Source organism: Nocardioides sp. F233 (genome assembly GCF_057813895.1).
Map to the genome: position 1 here is coordinate 633,425 of NZ_JBVASH010000002.1, position 20,094 is coordinate 653,518.

Here is a 20,094-nt window from a genome sequence, read left to right on the forward strand (position 1 = left end):
CCCTAGTTCAGGTTGTCGAATGCCGTCATGCACGCGATCCGTCACCACGCCTTCGGGCCCGCCGACCTCCTCCGCCTCGAGCAGCTGCCCGACCTCTCCCCGGCGCCCGGCCAGCTCCGGATCGCCGTCGAGGTCGCCGGCGTCCACCTGCTCGACACCTCGATCCGGGCGGGAGAGTCGTTCGGCGCCGGCCCGGCACCCGAGCTGCCGGTGATCCCGGGGCGCGAGGTCGCGGGGTTCGTCGACCGCGTGGGCGACGGCGTCGACGAGCACTGGCTGGGGCGTCGGGTCGTGGCGCACCTCGGCTTCGCCGGTGGTGGGTACGCCGACCAGGCGGTCGTCGAGGCGACCAGGGCCCACGCCCTGCCGGACCACCTCGACGCCGCCACCGCCGTCGCCGCGATCGGCACCGGCCGCACCGCTGCCGCGATCCTCGAGCTCTCGAACCTCGTCGCCGACGACGTCGTCGCCGTCACCTCCGCTGCCGGCGGGCTCGGGACCCTGCTCCTGCAGGGCGTGCGCAACCTCGGTGCGACGGCCATCGGCATCGCTGGCGGACCCGACAAGGTCGCCGTCGCCGCCAGCCACGGCGCCGACCCGGCCCTCGACCGCCGTGCCCCCGGTTGGGTCGACGGCGTCCCTGGACCGCTCACCCTCGTCCTCGACGGCGTCGGGGGAGACGTCGGGCAGGCGCTCTACGACCGGCTCGCCACAGGAGGACGGCTGGTCCGCTACGGCTGGGCGTCCGGCACCCAGAACGCGTACGACGACCCGGCGCGCCCCGTCGTCGACGTGCTCGGCCCGCCCATCATGAGCCGGCTGGCCGAGTTCGAGCGCCTGGCCCTGGACGCGGCGGCCGGCGGCGAGCGGGTGCCGTACGTCGGCTCCGCCTTCCCACTCGCCGACGCCTCCAGCGCCCACCGTGCGCTGGAGGCCGGCGCCACCACCGGCAAGGTGGTCCTCCTGGTCGAGCGGCCTCCGCGGTGACGGCCCTCGTCGAGCCCGCGGCGACCTCGCCGTGGCGGGGCCGGCACGGCCGGACCACGGTCGGCGTCTTCGCACTGGCCTTCCTCTTCGCCTTCGAGGCGCTCGCCGTCGCCACGGTGATGCCCGACGTGGCCGACGACCTCGACGGCCTGCGCTGGTACGCCGTCGCCTTCGCTGCTCCGCTCGCCGCGTCCGTCGTGGCCCTCGCGGCTGCCGGTGCCGAGGTCGACCGGCGCGGACCGGGGCCGGCGCTGCGCCGGGGACTCCTCATCTTCTGTGCCGGGGTCGTGATCGCCGGACTCGCGCCGTCGATGCCTGTCTTCCTGCTCGGCCGCCTCGTCCACGGGTACGGCGGCGGCGTGCTCGGCGTCGCCCTGTACGTCGTGATCGCGCAGGCCTACCCGGAGGACCTGCGGCCGCGCGTGTTCGCCGTACTGACCACGGCCTGGGTGTTGCCGGCCCTCGTGGGACCGGTGCTCGCGGCCCAGGTCGCCGCAGCGGTGGGCTGGCGCTGGGTCTTCCTCGGCGTCCCGCTGGTCGCGGTCGCGGCCTGGCTGCTCGTCGCCGACGCCCCCTCACGCCCGGGCGTCGACCGGTCCGAGCCAGGCCGGCTCCCGGTCGCGCTGCTCGCCGCGGGCGGCGTGCTGCTCGTCAGCCTGGCCGGCCAGCGCACCCTCCCCGCCTGGCCGCTCCTCGTGGCCGCAGGCCTCGCCGCGATCGCCGCCGGTGCCCGCCGCCTGCTGCCACCCGGCACCTGGCGGATGGGTCCTGGCCTGCCGGCCGTCCTCGGCTCGCGGGCCGCGATCGGCACCGCCTTCGCCGCCCCGGAGGTCTACGTCCCGCTGCTGCTCACCTTGCAGCGCGACCTCTCCCTGGCCCAGGCCGGTTGGGTGCTCACGACCGGAGCGGTGACCTGGTCCGCCGGCGCGGTGCTCGCCGCCCGGTGGCGCCTGCTCGCCGATCAGCCCACGCGCGTCCGGCTCGGTGCGGTGCTGCTGGCTGCTGGCATCGGCGGGTTCGCGCTCGTCGCCGTGCCGGGAGTCCCGCTCGTCGTACCGGTGCTCGGTTGGGGCGCCGCCGGCCTCGGCATCGGCATGGCCTTCTCGACGCTCTCGGTCCTCGCCCTGGCGACCGCGCAGCACGGAGAGGAAGGGCGTACGTCGTCGGCGCTGCAGCTCAACGACTACCTCGCCAACAGCGCCGGGCTCGCCCTCGGGGGCGTCGTGTTCGCCGGATTCGCCGTGACGGCGCCGGAAGCCGCGGCCACCGGGCTGGTGCTCGCCGCAGCCGTCACGGCCGCGCTCGCACTCGTCCCGGCGACGCGGCTCGACTAGGACGCCCGGAGCGAGAAGCGGGCGCGGTACTGCTGCGGGGAGAGCCCGACCCGGTCCCGGAAGTGCTTGCGCAAGGCGGCGGCGGTGGCGAAGCCGGCCCGCTCCGCGACCACGTCGACGACGGCATCGCTCGTCTCCAGCAGCTCCTTGGCCCGTTCGACGCGGGCCTGGACCAGCCAGTTCCCCACGGTGATGCCGGTCTCGTCCCGGAACCTCCGCGTCAACGTCCGCACGCTCAGGCCGAATGCCGCGGCGACCTCGTCCAGGCTGACCGGCCGGTCGAGTCGGTCCAGGAGCCAGGCGCGGACGTCGGCGGTGGTCCCCGGGCCGTCCGCCACGACGGGACGCGCCACGAACTGCGACTGCCCGCCGCCGCGGTGCGGCGGGGCGAGGGTGGCTCGCGACACGTCGGCGGCGACGGCGGCGCCGAGATCCTTGGCGATGATGTGCAGCGTCAGGTCGATGGCGGCCGATGCGCCGGCCGCGGTCAGGACGTCGCCCTCGTCGACGAACAGCGCGTCCGGCCGGAAGTCCACCTGCGGGAACGCGACGCGGAACTGGTCCGCCTTGCGCCAGTGGGTCGTCGCGGCCCGGCCGTCGAGCCGGCCGGAGGCGGCGACGGTGAACGCGCCGGTGCAGTACGACACCACCCGCTGCGCGGCGTGGTCGGCGAGGCCGATCGGGTCGGCGCCGTCGAGGGCCGTGTCCCACGGGGGTACGACGATCGTGTCGACCTCGTCGAGCACCGAGCGGTCAGCGCCGACCACGACCGAGAAGTCCGCGGACGTCGCCACCGGCCGTCCGTCCAGGCTGCACGTGACGACCTCGTAGGCGGGCCGGCCGTCGACCTCGGCGGCGCCGAAGAACCGTGACGCGACGCCGAGCTCGTAGGCGTAGACGCCGGGCAGGGCGACGACGCCGATGCGGTGCGGGGAGGACGAGCGCATGGCCAGATCATGACACATGTCGTCCATCGGGCCACTGGTGAGCGATCCCGGCAGCCGGAAGGCTGGAGGCTCCACCAGGAACACGAATGAAGGAGAAGTGATGCGCGCAGTGCGCTACACCGGGGCCGGCGCCGCCGCCGAGGTCACCGAGCTGGTCGAGGTCGCCGACCCGGTACCCGCGGACGACGAGGTGCTCGTCCGGGTCGCGGCCGTCGGGCTGAACCCGGTCGACGTCAAGATCCGCGCGGCCGGGGGCGACTTCGGGCCGATCGAGTACTCGCCCCTGCCCGGCTGGGACGTGGCCGGCGAGGTTCTCGCGACCGGTGCGGCGGTGACGTCGCTGGAGGTCGGCGACGCCGTGTTCGGGCTGGCGCGCTTCCCGCGCGCGGCGCACACCCTCGCCGAGCTCGTGGTCGTCCCGGCGGCGGACCTCGCGAAGGCGCCCACGTCGTGGAAGGTCGAGCAGCAGGGCGCCGCTCCGCTGGCCGTGCTCACCGCGTGGCACGCGTTCGAGGCTGCTGGTCTCGTCGGCGACGCGACCGGCAAGAGGGTGCTGGTGCTCGGGGGAGCCGGCGGGGTCGGCCACCTCGCGATCCAGGTCGCCAAGGCCCGCGGCGCCCACGTGGTCGCCACGGCGAGCCCGGCCAAGCACGCCGTCCTGGCCGGTCTCGGCGCCGACGAGCTGGTCGACTACCGCGACGAGGACGCCCTGGCGGCGATCGGTCCCGTCGACGTCGTGCTGTCCACGGTCGGCGACGGGGTCCCGCCGCTGGGTGCGGTCCGGGAGGGCACCGCGGTCATCACGATCACCGCCTTCCCGGAGGGCGCGGTCGAGGCGCTGCGGGCAGCGGGCGCGACCGGCGTCGAGCGGATCATGGTCACCGCCGACGGCGCAACTCTCGCCGAGGTCGCGGCCCTGGCCGACGCCGACCGGCTCACCGTCCTCGTCGACGGAGCCTTCCCGCTCGACGAGGTCGTCGCCGCCCAGGAGCGGCTGGAGACCGGACGGGTGACGGGGAAGGTCGTCGTCACGCTGCCGTGACAGCCCCCCGCCCCGGGTCCGGCGACCGCAAGGTGTCCGCGTTCTGCCGTCCCTGACGGGATGGTCCACCGCCGCCGATACGATCAGCGGGTGAACAGTCCTCTCAAGGTTGCCGTGCTCGGTTGCGGTTCCGTGGGGTCGCAGGTGGTGCGGCTGCTCGGTGAGCAGGCCGACGACCTTGCGGCCCGGGTCGGGGCCCCCGTGGAGCTGGTCGGCGTCGCCGTACGACGTCTCGACAGCCCCCGCGAGGTCGAGGTCCCTGCCGGGCTGCTCACCACGGACGCCGCGGCGCTCGTCGCCCGCGACGACGTCGACGTCGTGATCGAGGTGATCGGCGGCATCGAGCCGGCTCGCACGCTCATCCTGTCGGCGCTCGAGCACGGCGCGTCGGTCGTGACGGCCAACAAGGCGCTGCTCGCCGAGGACGGCGCGACCCTCTTCGAGGCCGCCGAGAAGGCCGGCCGCGACCTCTACTACGAGGCGGCCGTCGCCGGTGCCATCCCGATCCTGCGTCCGCTGCGCGAGTCGCTCGCCGGCGACAAGGTGACCCGGGTGCTCGGCATCGTCAACGGCACCACCAACTTCATCCTCGACAAGATGGACACCTCGGGCGCGGGCTTCGGCGACGCGCTGGAGGAGGCCCAGGCCCTCGGGTACGCCGAGGCGGACCCGACCGCCGACGTCGAGGGCTTCGACGCCGCGGCCAAGGCCGCGATCCTCGCGAGCCTGGCGTTCCACTCGCGGGTGACCGCGAACGACGTGCACCGCGAGGGCATCACCGAGGTCAGCGCCGGCGACGTCCGCTCGGCGCGCGACATGGGCAGCGTCGTCAAGCTGCTCGCGATCGCCGAGCTGCGCACCGACGACAACGGCGACGAGGCGGTCAGCGTCCGGGTCCACCCGGCGATGATCCCCAGGTCACACCCGCTGGCGAGTGTCCGCGAGGCCTACAACGCGGTCTTCGTCGAGTCCGAGGCCGCCGGCCAGCTGATGTTCTACGGCCCCGGTGCCGGTGGGTCCCCGACCGCGAGCGCCGTCCTCGGCGACCTCGTCACGGTCGCGCGCAACCACCGCCAGGGCACGCGCGGCGTCGGCGAGTCGGCGTACGCCGACCGGGCCGTGCTGCCGATGGGGGAGACCCGCACCCGCTACCACGTCGCCATCGACGTGGACGACAAGGCGGGCGTGCTCGCGGCGGTGGCCCTGGCCTTCGCCGAGCACGGCGTCTCCATCCAGACCGTTCGTCAGGAGGGGCGGGGCGACGATGCCCAGCTCGTCGTCGTCTCGCACGAGGCCACGGACGCGGCGCTGGCTGCGACCGTCGACCACCTGCGTGACATGGACATCGTGCGCGAGGTCACCTCGGTGATGCGCGTCGAGGGAACCGAAGAGTGAGCATGAGCAACACACCCAACGGTCAGTGGCGCGGCGTCATCGAGGAGTACCGCGAGCTCCTCGACATCCCCCAGGACACGCCGGCGGTGACGCTGCGTGAGGGCGGGACCCCGCTGGTCCACTCCGAGTGGCTCTCCGGCCTGACCGGCGCCCAGGTGTGGCTCAAGGTCGAGGGCAACAACCCGACCGGGTCCTTCAAGGACCGCGGCATGACCACGGCCCTCTCGGTCGCCGTCCACGAGGGCGCGAAGGCCGTCGTGTGCGCCTCGACCGGCAACACGTCCGCGTCGATGGCCGCGTACGCCGCCAAGGCCGGCGTCACCCCGATCGTCCTCGTCCCCGAGGGCAAGATCGCCGCCGGCAAGATGGCCCAGGCCGTGCTCCACGGCTCGCAGGTCATCCAGGTCCGGGGCAACTTCGACGACTGCCTGCGGATGGCGCGCGAGATGGCGTGGAAGTACCCCGTCGCCCTCGTCAACTCGGTCAACCCGGCCCGCCTCGAGGGCCAGAAGACGGCCGCCTTCGAGATCGTCGACTTCCTCGGCGACGCCCCCGACTACCACCTGCTGCCGGTCGGCAACGCGGGCAACATCTCGGCGTACTGGCTCGGCTACACGCAGTACGCCGGCCTCGGCCGCGCCACGAAGAGGCCCGTGATGCGGGGCTTCCAGGCCGAGGGCGCGGCGCCGCTGGTCACCGGCGAGCCGTTCCCCGACCCCGAGACCCGCGCCACCGCGATCCGGATCGGCAACCCCGCGTCCTGGAAGCTCGCCGAGGCGGCCCGCGACGAGTCCGGCGGCCGGTTCGCCGCCGTCTCCGACGGCCAGATCCTGGCCGCGCAGAAGGCGCTCGCGGCCAACGACGGCGTCTTCGTCGAGCCCGCGTCGGCCGCCGGCATCGCCGGTCTGCTCGCCGAGCTCGAGGCGGGGGAGTCCTACACCGGCACCACCGTCGCGATCACCGTCACCGGCCACGGCCTCAAGGACATCGCCACCGCCCTCGACGGCCTGGTGCTGCCCGACGTGGTGGTCGACGCCGACGTCGACGCCGCCGCTGCGGCCGCAGGCCTCTGACCCCGATGACCTTCGTGGAGGGCCCGGTCCGGGTCCGGGTGCCCGCGACGTCGGCCAACCTCGGTCCCGGGTTCGACACCCTGGGCCTCGCCCTCGATCTGCACGACCGGCTCGAGGCCGAGGTGCTGCCCGACGGGCTCGTCGTCGAGGTCCAGGGGTACGGCGAGGGCCAGGTCCCGCGCGACGAGCGGCACCTCGTGGTCCGCGCGATGCGCGCGACCTTCGACCGCCTGGGCAAGCAGCCGACCGGCCTGCGCCTGTCCTGCACCAACGTCATCCCGCACGCCCGCGGGCTCGGCTCCTCGTCGGCCGCGATCGTCGCCGGCGTGTGGCTCGCCCGGGAGCTGGTCGCCGGCGGGCACCTCCTGCTCGACGACGCCGCGCTGCTCGATCTCGCGGCCCAGCTCGAGGGCCACCCCGACAACGTGGCTCCGGCCCTGCTCGGTGGCTTCGTGATCTCCGGCCAGGACGCCGACGGCTCCTTCTGGGCGGTCCCCGGCAGCGTCGACCCCCGCGTCGGTGCGGTCGTCTTCGTGCCGACCACCCCGGTCGAGACCGAGGCGGCGCGCGGGTTGCTGCCGGCCGACGTACCCCATGCGGACGCGGCCGCCAACGCCGGCCGCGCCGCTCTCCTCGTCGCCGCCCTGTCGGGGCACCCCGAGGAGCTGCTGCGGGCGACCGAGGACCGGCTGCACCAGGAGTACCGCCGGCCCGCGATGCCCGAGAGCCTCGCCCTCGTCGAGGCGCTCCGTGCCGACGGCATTCCGGCCGTGATCTCCGGTGCCGGCCCGACCGTGCTGGCCTTCACCGACGGTCCCGGCTCGGTCGCGACCGAGGAGCTCCTCGCCCGGTGCCCCGCGGGGTGGGGCGGGCAGGCGCTGGCCGTCAGCGGCACCGGCGCCGCGCCGGACGACCACTGAGCCCCGTGATCCCCGCCACCGTGGTGGTACATTGACGCAGCGCCGCAGTTCTCGGCGCCCCGGCGGGCTGGCCCCGCCCCTCTTCCAGGATCGTCTGGCTGTCGGCCGGACGGACCTTCGCAGAACCAGACCAGTGCGCGTTCCGCCGTCGTTCGATCGTGGAACCCACGAGATACGTGGGAAGGACTCACGTGACCGAAACTCCCGACTCCACCGCGCCCGCCGCTGCCGCGGCCCCCAAGAAGCGCACGGGTGGACTCAACGCCATGCTCCTCGCCGACCTCAAGGCGATGGCTAACGGCATGGGCATCCCCGGCGCCGGCTCGATGAAGAAGGCCGCCCTCGTCGACGCGATCAAGGCCGCCCAGGCCGGCGCGGCGACGCAGCGCAGCGCGCCCGCCGAGCAGCCCAAGGTCAAGGCCGAGCAGCCGAAGGCCGAGCAGCCCAAGGCTGAGAAGGTCGAGCGGCCCCGGGTTGAGAAGCCCGAGCAGCCGAAGGCCGAGAAGAACGAACAGCCCAAGGCGGACCAGCCGAAGGGCGACCAGCCGAAGGGCGACCAGCCGAAGGGCGACCAGCCGAAGGCAGAGCAGGCCAGGGCGGAGGAGCCGAAGGCCCAGCAGCAGAAGCAGCAGGGCCAGCGCCAGCAGAAGCAGAACCAGCAGAACCAGCAGGGCGGCCAGAACCAGCAGCAGAAGCAGCAGGGCGGCCAGCAGCAGAAGCAGGACCAGCAGAACAAGCAGAACCAGCAGCAGAACCAGCAGCAGGACCAGGCCCGCGCCGCGGCCGCCGCTGCGGCTGGTGAGCACGACGACATCGATGACGACGGCGACGGCGAGGGCGGCAGCCGCCGCAACCGGCGCCGCCGCGGCCGCGACCGTGACCGCACCACCCGCGCCGGCCGCGAGCCCGACACCGAGGTGCGCGAGGACGACGTACTGGTGCCGGCCGCCGGCATCCTCGACGTGCTCGACAACTACGCGTTCGTCCGCACGGCCGGCTACCTGGCCGGGCCCGACGACGTCTACCTGTCGCTCTCGATGGTCCGCAAGTACGGCCTGCGCCGCGGCGACGCGATCGCCGGCCAGGTCCGCCAGCCCCGCGACGGCGAGCGCCGCGAGAAGTTCAACCCGATGGTCCGCATCGAGTCGGTCAACGGGGTCGACCCGGAGCAGGCGAAGAACCGGGTCGAGTACACGCAGCTGACCCCGGTCTCGCCGACCGAGCGGCTGCGCCTCGAGACTGGCCAGGACGACCTGACCGGCCGGCTCATCGACATGGCGGCGCCGGTCGGCAAGGGTCAGCGCGGCCTGATCGTCTCTCCCGCCCGTGCCGGCAAGACGACGCTGCTGCAGTCGATCGCCAACGCGATCACGGCCAACAACCCCGAGTGCCACCTCATGGTCGTCCTCGTCGACGAGCGTCCCGAGGAGGTCACCGACTTCGAGCGCTCGATCAAGGGCGAGGTCATCGCGAGCACCTTCGACCGCCCGGCGATCGACCACACCACGGTCGCCGAGCTGGCCGTCGAGCGGGCCAAGCGCCTGGTCGAGCTGGGCCACGACGTCGTGATCCTGCTCGACGGGCTGACCCGCCTGGGCCGCGCGTACAACCTCGCGGCCCCCGCCAGCGGTCGGATCCTGTCCGGCGGGGTCGACTCCTCGGCGCTGTTCCCGCCGAAGCGGTTCTTCGGTGCGGCCCGCAACATCGAGAACGGCGGTTCGCTGACCATCCTCGCCACGGCGGTCGTCGACTCCGGCTCCCGCGTGGACGAGGTGATCTTCGAGGAGCTGCGTGGCACCGAGAACCTCGAGCTGCGCCTGCGCAGCGACTTCGCCGAGAAGCGGCTGTTCCCGGCCATCGACGTGGTCGCCTCGGGCACCCGCCGCGAGGAGCTGCTGCTCGGCAAGGAGGAGCTCGAGATCGTCTGGAAGCTGCGACGTGAGCTGGCCGAGGGCGACCGCTCCGAGGCCCACGCCGCGCTGCTGCAGCGGCTGAAGGCATCGCGCACCAACTACGAGTTCCTGCTCCGCGTCCAGCGCGACTGATCGTCGTACGGGCCCGACCGCCCTGCATTTGGGTGGCGTGCCCGCCGCCCGTAGAATCGACTGTTGGCTCCGGTTCACGCTCCACAACCCGTGGTGCGACCCGGACCCCCGTGAGAGGACACCATGAAGAAGGACATCCACCCCGATTACGTCGTGACCCAGGTGACCTGCACCTGTGGCGCCTCGTTCACCACCCGCAGCACCGCGACGTCCGGCACGATCCACGCCGACGTGTGCTCGCAGTGCCACCCGTTCTACACCGGCAAGCAGAAGATCCTCGACACCGGCGGCCGCGTGGCCCGGTTCGAGGCCCGCTACGCCAACGTCGGCAAGAAGTAGCCGTCTCCGAGCGCCGGTCCGTCCCTACGGGGATGGACCGGCGTTCGTCATTTGTCCGCACTTCCTGACCACTTCCTGCGCTTCCTGACCGTTGCACACGTCAGGAAGTGACGGAATACCCGCTGAAGCGGGTATTCCTGCACCGCCAACCGAGGAGACCAGGTGTTCGAAGCCGTCGAGGGCATGCTCGCCGAGCACGCCGAGCTCGAGTCGAAGCTGGCGTTGCCGGAGACGCACGCCGACGCCCGGCTGGCGCGCACCCTCAACCGCCGGTACGCCGAGCTCAACGCGGTGATCGCCACCTGGCGCGAGTGGCAGCGGTACGGCGACGACGCGGACGCCGCGCGGGAGCTGGCCGGCGACGACCCGGCCTTCGCGGCCGAGGCCGACTCCCTCGACGAGCAGCGCGAGGACGCGGCCGAGCGGCTGCGCCGGCTGCTCGTGCCCCGCGACCCGGCCGACGACAAGGACATCCTGCTCGAGGTGAAGTCGGGAGAGGGCGGCGAGGAGAGCGCGCTGTTCGCCGGCGACCTGCTCCGCATGTACAGCCGCTACGCCGAGCGCCGCGGCTGGAAGACGGAGGTCCTCGACGCCACCGAGTCCGACCTCGGTGGCTACAAGTCCGTCACGGTGGCGGTCAAGAGCTCCGGCAGCGTCGAGCCGGGGCAGACGCCGTACGCCCTGCTCAAGTACGAGGGCGGCGTGCACCGCGTGCAGCGGGTCCCCGTCACCGAGTCGCAGGGCCGGATCCACACCAGCGCCGCCGGCGTGCTGGTGATGCCGGAGGCCGAGCAGGTCGACGTCGAGATCAACGAGAACGACCTGCGCATCGACGTCTTCCGCTCCTCGGGCCCCGGTGGCCAGAGCGTCAACACGACCGACTCCGCGGTGCGGATCACCCACCTGCCGACCGGCATCGTGGTCAGCTGCCAGAACGAGAAGTCGCAGCTGCAGAACAAGGAGCAGGCGATGCGCATCCTGCGGGCCCGGCTGCTCCAGGCCGCGCAGGAGGCCGCCGACGCCGAGGCCAGCGACGCCCGCCGCAGCCAGGTCCGCACCGTCGACCGCTCCGAGCGGATCCGCACCTACAACTTCCCGGAGAACCGGATCTCCGACCACCGCACCGGCTACAAGGCCTACAACCTCGACCACGTGCTCGACGGCGACCTCCAGCCGGTCCTCGACTCCTGCGTCGAGGCCGACATGGCCGCCCGGCTCGCCGCCCTCGAGGACTGAGGGTGGCCACCAGGGAGCTGCTCCGCGACGCCGCCGACCGGCTCCGGGCGGCCGGGGTCGCGAGCCCCGAGCACGACGCGGGCGAGCTGCTCGCCCACGTCCTCGGTACCACCCGCGGGCAGCTCTTCCTCGCGCCTGACCTGACCTCCGACCACCGGCAGCGGTACGACGACCTGCTGGCCCGCCGCGCGGCCCGCGAGCCGCTCCAGCACCTCCTGGGAGCCGCCTGGTTCCGCCACGTCGAGGTCGCGGTCGGGCCCGGAGTGTTCGTCCCGCGCCCGGAGACCGAGCTGCTCGCCGGCTGGGCCATCGAGCACGCCTCCGCCATCGCTGCAGCAGGAGGCCAACCGGTGGTCGTCGACCTGTGCACCGGCTCCGGGGTGATCGCGAAGAGCATCGCCGACGAGGTACCGCAGGCGCGGGTGTACGCCGTCGAGCTGGACCCGCCCGCCCACGCCTGGGCCGAGCGCAACCTCGCCGGCACCGGCGTCGAGCTGCGGCTCGGCGACCTCGCCACCGCCTTCGACGACCTCGCCGGCCGGGTCGACGTCCTGGTGAGCAACCCGCCGTACGTGCCGCTGGAGGCGTGGGAGTCGGTGGCGGTCGAGGCTCGTGACCACGACCCCCACCTCGCGCTGTTCTCCGGCGACGACGGGCTCGACGCGATCCGGGTGATCGCCGACCGCGGCCTGGTCCTGCTCAAGCCCGGAGGGGTCGTCGGCGTGGAGCACGCCGACGTCCAGGGCGAGTCCGCGCCGGCCGTGTTCAGCAGCGGCGCCCGCTGGGAGGAGGTCCGCGACCACCGCGACCTCGCCGACCGGCCGCGGTTCACCACGGCACGCCGCCCGCGCCACGACCACGACGCAGTGGAAGGATGGAGCGCGTGAGTGCCGAGCGGTTCCCGACCGAGACCGACGAGGAGCGCGAGGCGGCGCTGGACGCGGCGAGCCGTGCTGTCCGGCTGGGCCGCCTCGTCGTGCTTCCCACCGACACCGTCTACGGCGTCGGCGCCGACGCCTTCGACCCCGATGCCGTCGCGCGGCTGCTGGCCGCGAAGGGCCGGGGCCGCGAGATGCCGCCGCCTGTGCTGGTGGGCACGAAGGGCACCCTCGAGGCGCTCGCGACCCGGGTGCCGTCGTACGTCGCCCCGCTGGTCGAGGAGTTCTGGCCCGGTGCGCTGACGCTCGTGTGCCACCAGCAGCCCTCGTTGCAGTGGGACCTGGGGGAGACCCGCGGCACGGTCGCGATCCGGATGCCCGACCACGCGGTGGCCCGCGAGCTGCTCGACCGCACCGGTCCGCTCGCGGTGAGCTCCGCCAACCTCTCCGGCAGCCCGGCGGCGCTCGACGCCGACGCGGCGATCGGGATGCTGGGGGAGTCGGTCGCGATCGTCGTCGACGCCGGCGCCTCGCCCGGCGGCGTGCCGTCCACCATCGTCGACGCCACCGGTGAGCGGCCCCGGCTGCTGCGCCTGGGCGCGATCCCCGTCGCGGACCTCGACGCCGCGCTCGCCGACCTCGGCATCACCGTCCAGGTCGAGCCCGACGACGACCAGCCGGGGGAGCCCGACCAGCCCGACGAGCCCGAGGAGCAGGAGGCCGCGCCCACCGATGCGTGAGTACCTCGTCGTCTTCCTCGTCGCCGCGATCGTCACCTACCTGCTGACGGTCGTCGCCCGGGAGATCGCGCTGCGCACCGGTGCGGTCGCGAAGGTGCGCGACCGTGACGTCCACGCCGAGCCGATCCCGTACCTCGGGGGACTGGCGATGCTCGGTGGCCTGTGGGCGGCGTACCTCGTGGCCCAGCAGCTGCCCTTCCTGAGCACCCGCAACCCGTTCTCGGACGACGCGCTGTCGGTGCTGGTGGCCGGCACCCTGGTCTGCGCGGTCGGCGTGGTCGACGACATCTTCGACCTCGACGCGCTCACGAAGTTCGGCGGCCAGGTGCTGGCGGTGGGGGTGCTGGTGTACGCCGGCATCCAGTTCAAGTACTTCTACCAGGCCACCGGCGAGGTCTTCTCGCTCGACGTGGGCCAGGGGGCGCTGCTGACCGCCTTCGTCGTCCTCGCGACGGTCAACGCGGTCAACTTCATCGACGGTCTCGACGGCCTGGCCGCCGGAGTCATCGGCATCAGTGCGTCCGCGTTCTTCCTGTTCTGCTACGCGCTGTCGGTCCTCAACGACGTCAGCCGGGCGACGACGGGGGCGCTGCTGTCGGCCGCGCTGGCCGGCGCCTGCGTCGGCTTCCTGGTCCACAACTTCCACCCGGCGCGACTCTTCATGGGCGACAGCGGGTCGATGCTGATCGGACTGGTCCTCTCGGCCACGGCGATCACGATCACCACCCAGTTCGCGCCCGGCGACCTCGCCCAGGGCGCCGACGGCACCCGGTCCAGCCTGCTGCCCGTGCTGCTGCCGTTCGCGCTGCCGATCCTGATCCTGATCGTGCCGCTGGGCGACCTCGTCCTGGCCGTCGTACGACGCACACGGGCCGGCCGCTCGCCGTTCGCCCCCGACAAGCAGCACCTCCACCACCGGCTGCTGGAGATCGGGCACTCCCACCGCCGAGCGGTGATCATCATGTGGCTGTGGGCCGGCCTGATCGCGTTCGGGGTGGTCCTGGCCAGCGTCTTCACCGGACCGGCCGTGTGGGCCGCCCTGGGCGTGAGCCTGCTCGTCACGCTCGCCCTGACCTTCGCGCTGCCCCACGTCAACGACCCCGCGGAGGCGGCCAGGGAGCCGGCGGGGGAGCCCGTCGAGGAGCCCGGAACGACCCCCGATTCGGAGCCCTCCGGGACTTTGTGATAACTTTCACGAACTCCCGGGGAGCAGTCTCCGGGACCGCCCAGGACGTACCCGAGCAGAACGGCCGCCGATGCTGACGACCGAGACCCGGACCCACCGTGTGGTGGTGCGTGCAGTCCTGGTGGCCGCCGTTGCCGCGGTGCTCCTCGTCGCGGTCGCCGCTCTGGTTGCCGGCTCGTCCGCCGCGCTCGGCGCCGCCGTCGGGGGAGTGATCGCCGTCGGCGTCTTCGCCTTCGGCTCCTTCGCCGTCGAGCTGGTCTCGCGGCTGATGCCGACCGCGTCGCTGCTCTTCGCGATGGTCACCTACACCTTCCAGGTGGTGGCGATGGCGCTCGTCTTCGTCGCGCTCAACGAGTCCGGCCTGCTGGACGACGAGCTCGACAGCACGTGGGTCGGCATCGCCATCATCCTCGGCGCCTTCGTGTGGATGACGGTGCAGATCGTGCTGGCCACGACGGCCCGGATCCCGGCCTTCGAGCCGCGTCCCGCGGCCCCGGTCGAGGGCGGTGCGCGATGACCCGGAGCTGCTGCTATTGTCCGGGGCGCAATGAGTCAGCCCGAGGAGAAGCCCCAGGGCGATCCGTGGCATGCGTTCGGCTACGTCGTGGCCGGGGTCGCTTTCTACGGCTTCCTCGGCTGGCTGGCAGACCGCTGGCTGGGCACGACGTTCCTCGTTGCGGTGGGCATTCTCGCGGGTGCTGCGCTGGGGATCTTCATGACAGCCCGGCGCTTCCGCACGATGCCGCTTGCGCCACCAGAACCACCAGCTCCACCCGACAGCCCGAAGCCCGACAGTTCAGACGAGCAGTGACCGTAGAGGAGACCTGGTGACCATCGCAGCCAGCGCCACCATCGCCGCCGAGGGCGGGGAGGGCTTCCACGCCCCCGGCCCCAGCCTGTTCGACCTGCCCGGCATCGCCGGGTCTGACGTCACCAAGCCGATGGTCCAGCTGTTCCTCGCCGCGATCCTGGTGTTCGGCTTCTTCTTCCTGGCGGCCCGCAAGCGCGCGCTCGTCCCCGGCAAGCTGCAGTTCGCCGGAGAGGGCGCCTACGGCTTCGTCCGCAACAGCGTCGCCCGCGACATCATCGGCGGCCACGACTTCCAGAAGTTCGTGCCCTACCTCGTCACGGTCTTCTTCTTCATCCTGGTCAACAACCTGTTCGCCAGCATCCCGTTCATCCAGTTCCCGACCTTCAGCCGCGCCGGCATGGCCTACGCGCTCGCTGGCCTGTCCTGGCTGGTCTACAACGGCGTCGGCATCGCCAAGCACGGCTTCCTCGGCTACCTCAAGCTGCAGAGCGTCCCGTCCGGCGTCAGCCCCGCGATGTACCCGCTGCTGGTCCCGCTGGAGTTCTTCTCCAACATCCTGGTCCGCCCGGTCACGCTGGCCCTGCGTCTGTTCTGCAACATGTTCGCGGGCCACATCCTGCTGGCACTCTTCGCGACCGGTGGCCTCTACCTCATCGAGCACGTCGGTGGGATCGGGTACGTCGCCGGTCCGCTGGCGTGGGTGCTCGCGATCCTCGTGAGCTTCCTCGAGATCCTGGTGCAGTTCCTGCAGGCCTACGTCTTCGTGCTGCTGAACGCCATGTACATCCAGGGCGCGCTCGCCGACGAGCACTGACGCTCCGCTCCGACCACAACCCACAGTTCTCACCAAGAGAAAACAACCCGAAAGGAAAGTAGCCATGGGTGGCTCTCTCAACATGATCGGTTACGGCCTGGCTGCCATCGGCCCGGGTATCGGCATCGGTCTCATCTTCGCCGCGTACATCAACGGCGTTGCCCGCCAGCCCGAGGCGCAGAGCCGCCTCCAGTCGATCGCGATCCTCGGCTTCGCGCTCGCCGAGGCGCTCGCCATCATCGGCATCGCCCTCGCGTTCGTCCTCAAGGCCAGCAACACCTGAGCCGAACCGGCCGCCTCCTGTCAGCCCGAGATCTAGGTCAGGTCAATGAAGTCACTTTTGGTGATCGCCGCAGCTGAGGGCGAAGAGCACAACCCGCTCGTCCCCGAGTGGATCGAGGTCGTGCTCGCCCTCGTGGTGTTCGCGATCCTCTTCTTCGCCATCAAGAAGTTCGTCGTCCCGAACTTCGAGAAGACGTTCGCCGAGCGTTCCGCGGCGATCGAAGGCGGCATCGCCGCGGCCGCGACCAAGCAGGCCGAGGCGGACGCCAAGCTGGCCGAGCTCGAGCAGCAGCTGGCCGACGCCCGTCACGAGGCCGCGCGCATCCGCGAGGAGGCGCGCGAGCAGGGTGCCGCGATCGTGGCCGAGATGCGGGAGCAGGCCCAGGCCGAGTCCACCCGCATCCTCGAGCACGGCAAGGCGCAGATCGAGGCCGAGCGCCAGCAGGCGGTCACCTCGCTCCGTGCCGAGGTCGGCTCCCTCGCCACCGGTCTCGCCGGTCGCATCGTGGGTGAGTCGCTGGAGGACGACGAGCGTCAGGCTCGCGTCGTCGAGCGGTTCCTCGCCGAGCTCGAGACGGCCGAGGCCGCCGACGCGGGCAAGGACGCCTGATGGTGTCCTTCCGCGGCGCCTCCGCAGACGCCATGGCCGCCCTCACCGACCAGGTCGGTGGGGTGGCCGAGGCGTCGGCCTCGGTGGTGTCCGGCGACCTCTTCTCCGCCGCCCGCACCGTGCGGTACGAGGCGGCGCTGCGCCGGGTCGTCACCGACCAGTCGGTCCCGGCCGAGGCCCGCTCGGGCCTGGTCGGGGACCTCTTCAACGGCAAGGTCGACGCGGCCACGCTGGGCGTGCTGCGTGACGCGGCCGGCCGGCGCTGGACCCGCACCCGCGACCTCGCCGACGCGCTGGAGCAGCTCGGCGTCATCGCCGCCGTCCGGTCGGTCGGCCTGCAGGCCGGCACCCTGGTCGACGAGCTGTTCGCCGTGCGTCAGCTGGTGAACGGCGACCACGGCCTGCGCGACGCGCTGTCCGACCCGGTCCGCTCCACGGCCGACAAGGGCACGCTCATCGACACGCTGCTCACGGGCAAGGTGCTCCCGACGACCGTGCAGCTGGTCAAGCAGGCGCTGGCCGGCTCCTACCGGACCGTCGCCGCCGCGCTCGAGGACTACGAGCGCACCGCCGCGCAGGTGCAGGGCGAGGGCGTGGCCACCGTCCACGTCGCCCGTCCGATCACCGAGGCCGACCAGCGGCGCCTCGCAGCCGCACTGACGCGCCAGTACGGCCGTCCGGTGCACCTCAACATCGTCGTCGACGCCGCCGTGATCGGCGGCATGAAGGTCGAGATCGGGGACGACGTCATCGACGGAACCGTCCTGTCGCGCCTGGACGACGCTCGCCGCAAGATCGCCGGCTGACCCCGCGATCGCCGTACCACCCACGACTTCACAGCTGTAGACAAGAGAGAAGGCACCTGAGATGACGGAACTCTCCATCCGTCCGGACGAGATCCGCGACGCCCTCGCCAAGTACGTCGCTGACTTCCAGCCCGCGGCCGCGAGCAAGGAAGAGGTCGGCACCGTCGCCTCCGCCGGTGACGGCATCGCCCGCGTGAGCGGTCTGCCGTCGGCGATGGCCAACGAGCTCCTCGAGTTCGAGGACGGCACGCTCGGCCTCGCGCTCAACCTCGAGGAGCGCGAGATCGGTGTCGTCATCCTGGGTGACTTCGACAAGATCGAGGAGGGCCAGACGGTCCGCCGTACCGGCGAGATCCTCTCGGTCCCCGTCGGCGAGGGCTACCTCGGCCGCGTCGTCGACCCGCTCGGCAAGCCGATCGACGGTCTCGGCGAGATCGCCACCGAGGGTCGCCGCGCCCTCGAGCTCCAGGCCCCCGGCGTGATGGCCCGCAAGTCGGTCCACGAGCCGCTGGCCACCGGCATCAAGGCCATCGACTCGATGACCCCGATCGGCCGCGGTCAGCGCCAGCTGATCATCGGCGACCGCGCCACCGGCAAGACCACGGTCGCGATCGACACGATCATCAACCAGAAGCAGAACTGGGAGTCGGGCGACCCGGCCAAGCAGGTCCGCTGCATCTACGTCGCCATCGGCCAGAAGGGCTCGACCATCGCCTCCGTGCGTGGTGCCCTCGAGGAGGCCGGCGCGCTGGAGTACACCACGATCGTGGCCGCTCCCGCGTCCGACAGCGCGGGCTTCAAGTACCTCGCGCCCTACACCGGCTCGGCCATCGGCCAGCACTGGATGTACCAGGGCAAGCACGTCCTCATCGTGTTCGACGACCTGACCAAGCAGGCCGAGGCCTACCGCGCCGTGTCCCTGCTGCTGCGTCGTCCGCCGGGCCGCGAGGCGTACCCGGGTGACGTCTTCTACCTGCACTCCCGCCTGCTGGAGCGCTGCGCGAAGCTGTCCGACGAGCTCGGCGCCGGCTCGATGACTGGTCTGCCGATCATCGAGACCAAGGCCAACGACGTCTCGGCGTTCATCCCGACCAACGTCATCTCGATCACCGACGGCCAGATCTTCCTGCAGTCGGACCTGTTCGCGGCCAACCAGCGCCCGGCCATCGACGTCGGTATCTCGGTCTCCCGCGTGGGTGGTGCCGCGATGACGAAGGCGATGAAGGCCGTCACCGGTTCGCTCAAGGTCGACCTCGCGCAGTACCGCGCGATGGAGGCCTTCGCGATGTTCGCCTCCGACCTCGACGCCGCGTCGAAGCAGCAGCTGGCCCGTGGCCAGCGGCTGATGGCGCTGCTCAAGCAGCCGGCCTACTCGCCGTACCCCCTGGCCGACATGACCGTGTCGCTGTGGCTCGGCACCTCGGGTCGCCTCGACGTGGTCGCCACCGGCGACGTGCTGCGCTTCGAGCGTGAGTTCCTCGACTACCTGCACCGCTCGCACGACGGCCTGCTGGCCGCGATCCGCGAGACGCAGAAGTTCGAGGACGAGGACGGCCTCGCGGCGGCGTACGACACCTTCCTGGGCCAGTTCGAGACCTCCGAGGGCGGCAGCATCAAGGTCGGGCACGAGCCCGAGGCCGAGGCGCTTGCCGACGACGAGCTCGAGCAGGAGCAGATCGTCAAGCAGAAGCGGGGCTGACGCATGGCCGTATCGCTGCGTGAGTACCGCGCGCGGATCAAGTCGACCGAGTCGATGAAGAAGATCACGCGTGCCATGGAGCTCATCGCTGCGTCCCGGATCATCAAGGCGCAGCAGCGGGCGCAGGCGGCAGCGCCGTATGCCCGGGAGCTGACCCGAGCCGTGTCGGCGGTGGCGACGTTCTCGAACGTCGACCACCCGCTGACGCGGGAGCAGGAGAACCCGAAGCGCGCCGCCGTGCTGGTCATCACCAGCGACCGCGGCCTGGCGGGTGCCTACTCCTCGAGCGTCATCAAGGAGACCGAGCGTCTCACCGAGCGGCTGCGGTCCGAGGGCAAGGAGCTCGACTTCTACCTCGCCGGGCGCAAGGCCGAGGCGTACTTCAAGTTCCGCGGGCGGCCCTTCGTCCAGGCCTGGACCGGCTTCTCGGACCAGCCGACGTACGACAAGGCGGCCGAGATCGGCGCGGCGCTGATCGAGGCGTTCCTCAAGGAGCAGGGCGAGGACGGCGACGTGGACGAGGTCCACGTGGTCTACACGCGGTTCCGCTCGATGCTCACCCAGGAGCCGACCGCGATCCGGCTGCTGCCGCTCGAGGTCGTCGAGGGCGAGGAGGCCCCCGAGGCCGACGAGCTGCTGCCGCTCTACGAGTTCGAGCCGTCGGCCGAGCAGGTGCTGGACGGGCTGCTGCCGCAGTACGTCCAGAGCCGGATCTTCTACAGCCTGCTGCAGGCGGCCGCCTCCGAGCTCGCCGCGCGCCAGAAGGCGATGAAGGCCGCGACGGACAACGCCGAGGAGCTGATCAAGAAGCTCACCCGGATCGCCAACCAGGCGCGCCAGGCGGGCATCACCCAGGAGATCAGCGAGATCGTCGGTGGCGTCAACGCGCTCGCCGACGCCCAGGCCGCCGCCAACGACTGAACCCACCAGAGAAAACACCAAACGGAGTA

At 72.1% G+C, this 20,094-nt stretch carries 21 protein-coding genes; 20 read left to right on the top strand and 1 reads right to left on the bottom strand.

Going from position 1 to position 20,094, the window contains the following annotated elements; genetic code table 11:
* The first annotated feature begins 27 nt into the window (after window positions 1-27).
* The gene (locus tag ACZYRU_RS09435) at window positions 28-987 is read left to right on the top strand and encodes a zinc-binding dehydrogenase (RefSeq protein ID WP_488956827.1); all 960 of its coding nucleotides are present in this window, start codon (window positions 28-30) and stop codon (window positions 985-987) included.
* The gene (locus ACZYRU_RS09440; protein ID WP_488956828.1) at window positions 984-2,321 is read left to right on the top strand and encodes an MFS transporter; all 1,338 of its coding nucleotides are present in this window, start codon (window positions 984-986) and stop codon (window positions 2,319-2,321) included. The genes ACZYRU_RS09435 and ACZYRU_RS09440 overlap by 4 nt, the downstream gene beginning before the upstream one ends.
* Here the strand turns inward: ACZYRU_RS09440 and ACZYRU_RS09445 are convergent.
* A complete protein-coding gene (locus ACZYRU_RS09445; RefSeq protein ID WP_488956829.1) occupies window positions 2,318-3,268 on the bottom strand; it encodes a GlxA family transcriptional regulator in 951 nt (316 codons plus the stop codon). The two genes, ACZYRU_RS09440 and ACZYRU_RS09445, sit on opposite strands and share 4 nt — an antisense overlap.
* Window positions 3,269-3,368: 100 nt before the next feature.
* On the opposite strand from ACZYRU_RS09445, the gene ACZYRU_RS09450 reads away from it, so the two are divergent.
* From ACZYRU_RS09450 to ACZYRU_RS09535, 18 genes are all read left to right on the top strand, one after another.
* Window positions 3,369-4,310 (top strand): NADP-dependent oxidoreductase, encoded by a 942-nt coding sequence (locus ACZYRU_RS09450; RefSeq protein ID WP_488956830.1) that lies wholly within the window; start codon window positions 3,369-3,371, stop codon window positions 4,308-4,310.
* A gap of 60 nt (window positions 4,311-4,370) precedes the next feature.
* On the top strand, window positions 4,371-5,705 hold the full coding sequence (locus tag ACZYRU_RS09455; protein WP_488956831.1) for a homoserine dehydrogenase: 1,335 nt from the start codon (window positions 4,371-4,373) through the stop codon (window positions 5,703-5,705).
* 2 nt (window positions 5,706-5,707) lie between these two features.
* A complete protein-coding gene (thrC, locus tag ACZYRU_RS09460) occupies window positions 5,708-6,778 on the top strand; it encodes a threonine synthase (protein ID WP_488956832.1) in 1,071 nt (356 codons plus the stop codon).
* A 5-nt stretch (window positions 6,779-6,783) separates the two neighbouring features.
* Window positions 6,784-7,698, top strand: coding sequence for a homoserine kinase (gene thrB, locus ACZYRU_RS09465; RefSeq protein ID WP_488956833.1), 915 nt, complete (start codon window positions 6,784-6,786; stop codon window positions 7,696-7,698).
* 191 nt (window positions 7,699-7,889) lie between these two features.
* Complete coding sequence (gene rho, locus ACZYRU_RS09470; RefSeq protein ID WP_488956834.1) at window positions 7,890-9,743, top strand: transcription termination factor Rho; 1,854 nt, start codon at window positions 7,890-7,892, stop codon at window positions 9,741-9,743.
* Between the two features lie 123 nt (window positions 9,744-9,866).
* Complete coding sequence (gene rpmE / locus ACZYRU_RS09475) at window positions 9,867-10,082, top strand: 50S ribosomal protein L31 (RefSeq protein ID WP_462551454.1); 216 nt, start codon at window positions 9,867-9,869, stop codon at window positions 10,080-10,082.
* Between the two features lie 162 nt (window positions 10,083-10,244).
* Window positions 10,245-11,318 (top strand): peptide chain release factor 1, encoded by a 1,074-nt coding sequence (prfA, locus tag ACZYRU_RS09480; RefSeq protein WP_488956835.1) that lies wholly within the window; start codon window positions 10,245-10,247, stop codon window positions 11,316-11,318.
* Window positions 11,319-11,320: 2 nt separating this feature from the next.
* A complete protein-coding gene (gene prmC / locus ACZYRU_RS09485) occupies window positions 11,321-12,205 on the top strand; it encodes a peptide chain release factor N(5)-glutamine methyltransferase (protein WP_488956836.1) in 885 nt (294 codons plus the stop codon).
* Window positions 12,202-12,936 carry an L-threonylcarbamoyladenylate synthase gene (locus tag ACZYRU_RS09490; protein ID WP_488956837.1) on the top strand — a complete coding sequence of 245 codons (735 nt, stop codon included), beginning with the start codon at window positions 12,202-12,204 and terminating at the stop codon, window positions 12,934-12,936. Before prmC ends, ACZYRU_RS09490 begins: the two co-directional genes overlap by 4 nt.
* Complete coding sequence (locus ACZYRU_RS09495; protein WP_488956838.1) at window positions 12,929-14,122, top strand: glycosyltransferase family 4 protein; 1,194 nt, start codon at window positions 12,929-12,931, stop codon at window positions 14,120-14,122. Before ACZYRU_RS09490 ends, ACZYRU_RS09495 begins: the two co-directional genes overlap by 8 nt.
* A gap of 106 nt (window positions 14,123-14,228) precedes the next feature.
* Complete coding sequence (locus tag ACZYRU_RS09500; RefSeq protein ID WP_488956839.1) at window positions 14,229-14,639, top strand: hypothetical protein; 411 nt, start codon at window positions 14,229-14,231, stop codon at window positions 14,637-14,639.
* A 30-nt stretch (window positions 14,640-14,669) separates the two neighbouring features.
* Entirely contained in the window at window positions 14,670-14,933 is a 264-nt protein-coding gene (locus tag ACZYRU_RS09505; protein ID WP_488956840.1) for a hypothetical protein, read from the top strand.
* A gap of 16 nt (window positions 14,934-14,949) precedes the next feature.
* A complete protein-coding gene (gene atpB / locus ACZYRU_RS09510; RefSeq protein ID WP_488956841.1) occupies window positions 14,950-15,747 on the top strand; it encodes a F0F1 ATP synthase subunit A in 798 nt (265 codons plus the stop codon).
* A 64-nt stretch (window positions 15,748-15,811) separates the two neighbouring features.
* Window positions 15,812-16,030 (top strand): ATP synthase F0 subunit C, encoded by a 219-nt coding sequence (atpE, locus tag ACZYRU_RS09515; RefSeq protein WP_036542107.1) that lies wholly within the window; start codon window positions 15,812-15,814, stop codon window positions 16,028-16,030.
* Window positions 16,031-16,075: 45 nt separating this feature from the next.
* On the top strand, window positions 16,076-16,639 hold the full coding sequence (locus tag ACZYRU_RS09520; protein WP_488956842.1) for a F0F1 ATP synthase subunit B: 564 nt from the start codon (window positions 16,076-16,078) through the stop codon (window positions 16,637-16,639).
* Window positions 16,639-17,445: a F0F1 ATP synthase subunit delta gene (locus ACZYRU_RS09525; RefSeq protein ID WP_488956843.1), complete on the top strand. Its 807-nt coding sequence runs from the start codon at window positions 16,639-16,641 to the stop codon at window positions 17,443-17,445. Before ACZYRU_RS09520 ends, ACZYRU_RS09525 begins: the two co-directional genes overlap by 1 nt.
* Window positions 17,446-17,506: 61 nt before the next feature.
* Window positions 17,507-19,144: a F0F1 ATP synthase subunit alpha gene (gene atpA, locus ACZYRU_RS09530; RefSeq protein ID WP_488956844.1), complete on the top strand. Its 1,638-nt coding sequence runs from the start codon at window positions 17,507-17,509 to the stop codon at window positions 19,142-19,144.
* 3 nt (window positions 19,145-19,147) lie between these two features.
* A complete protein-coding gene (locus ACZYRU_RS09535) occupies window positions 19,148-20,065 on the top strand; it encodes a F0F1 ATP synthase subunit gamma (protein ID WP_488956845.1) in 918 nt (305 codons plus the stop codon).
* Window positions 20,066-20,094 lie beyond the last annotated feature (29 nt).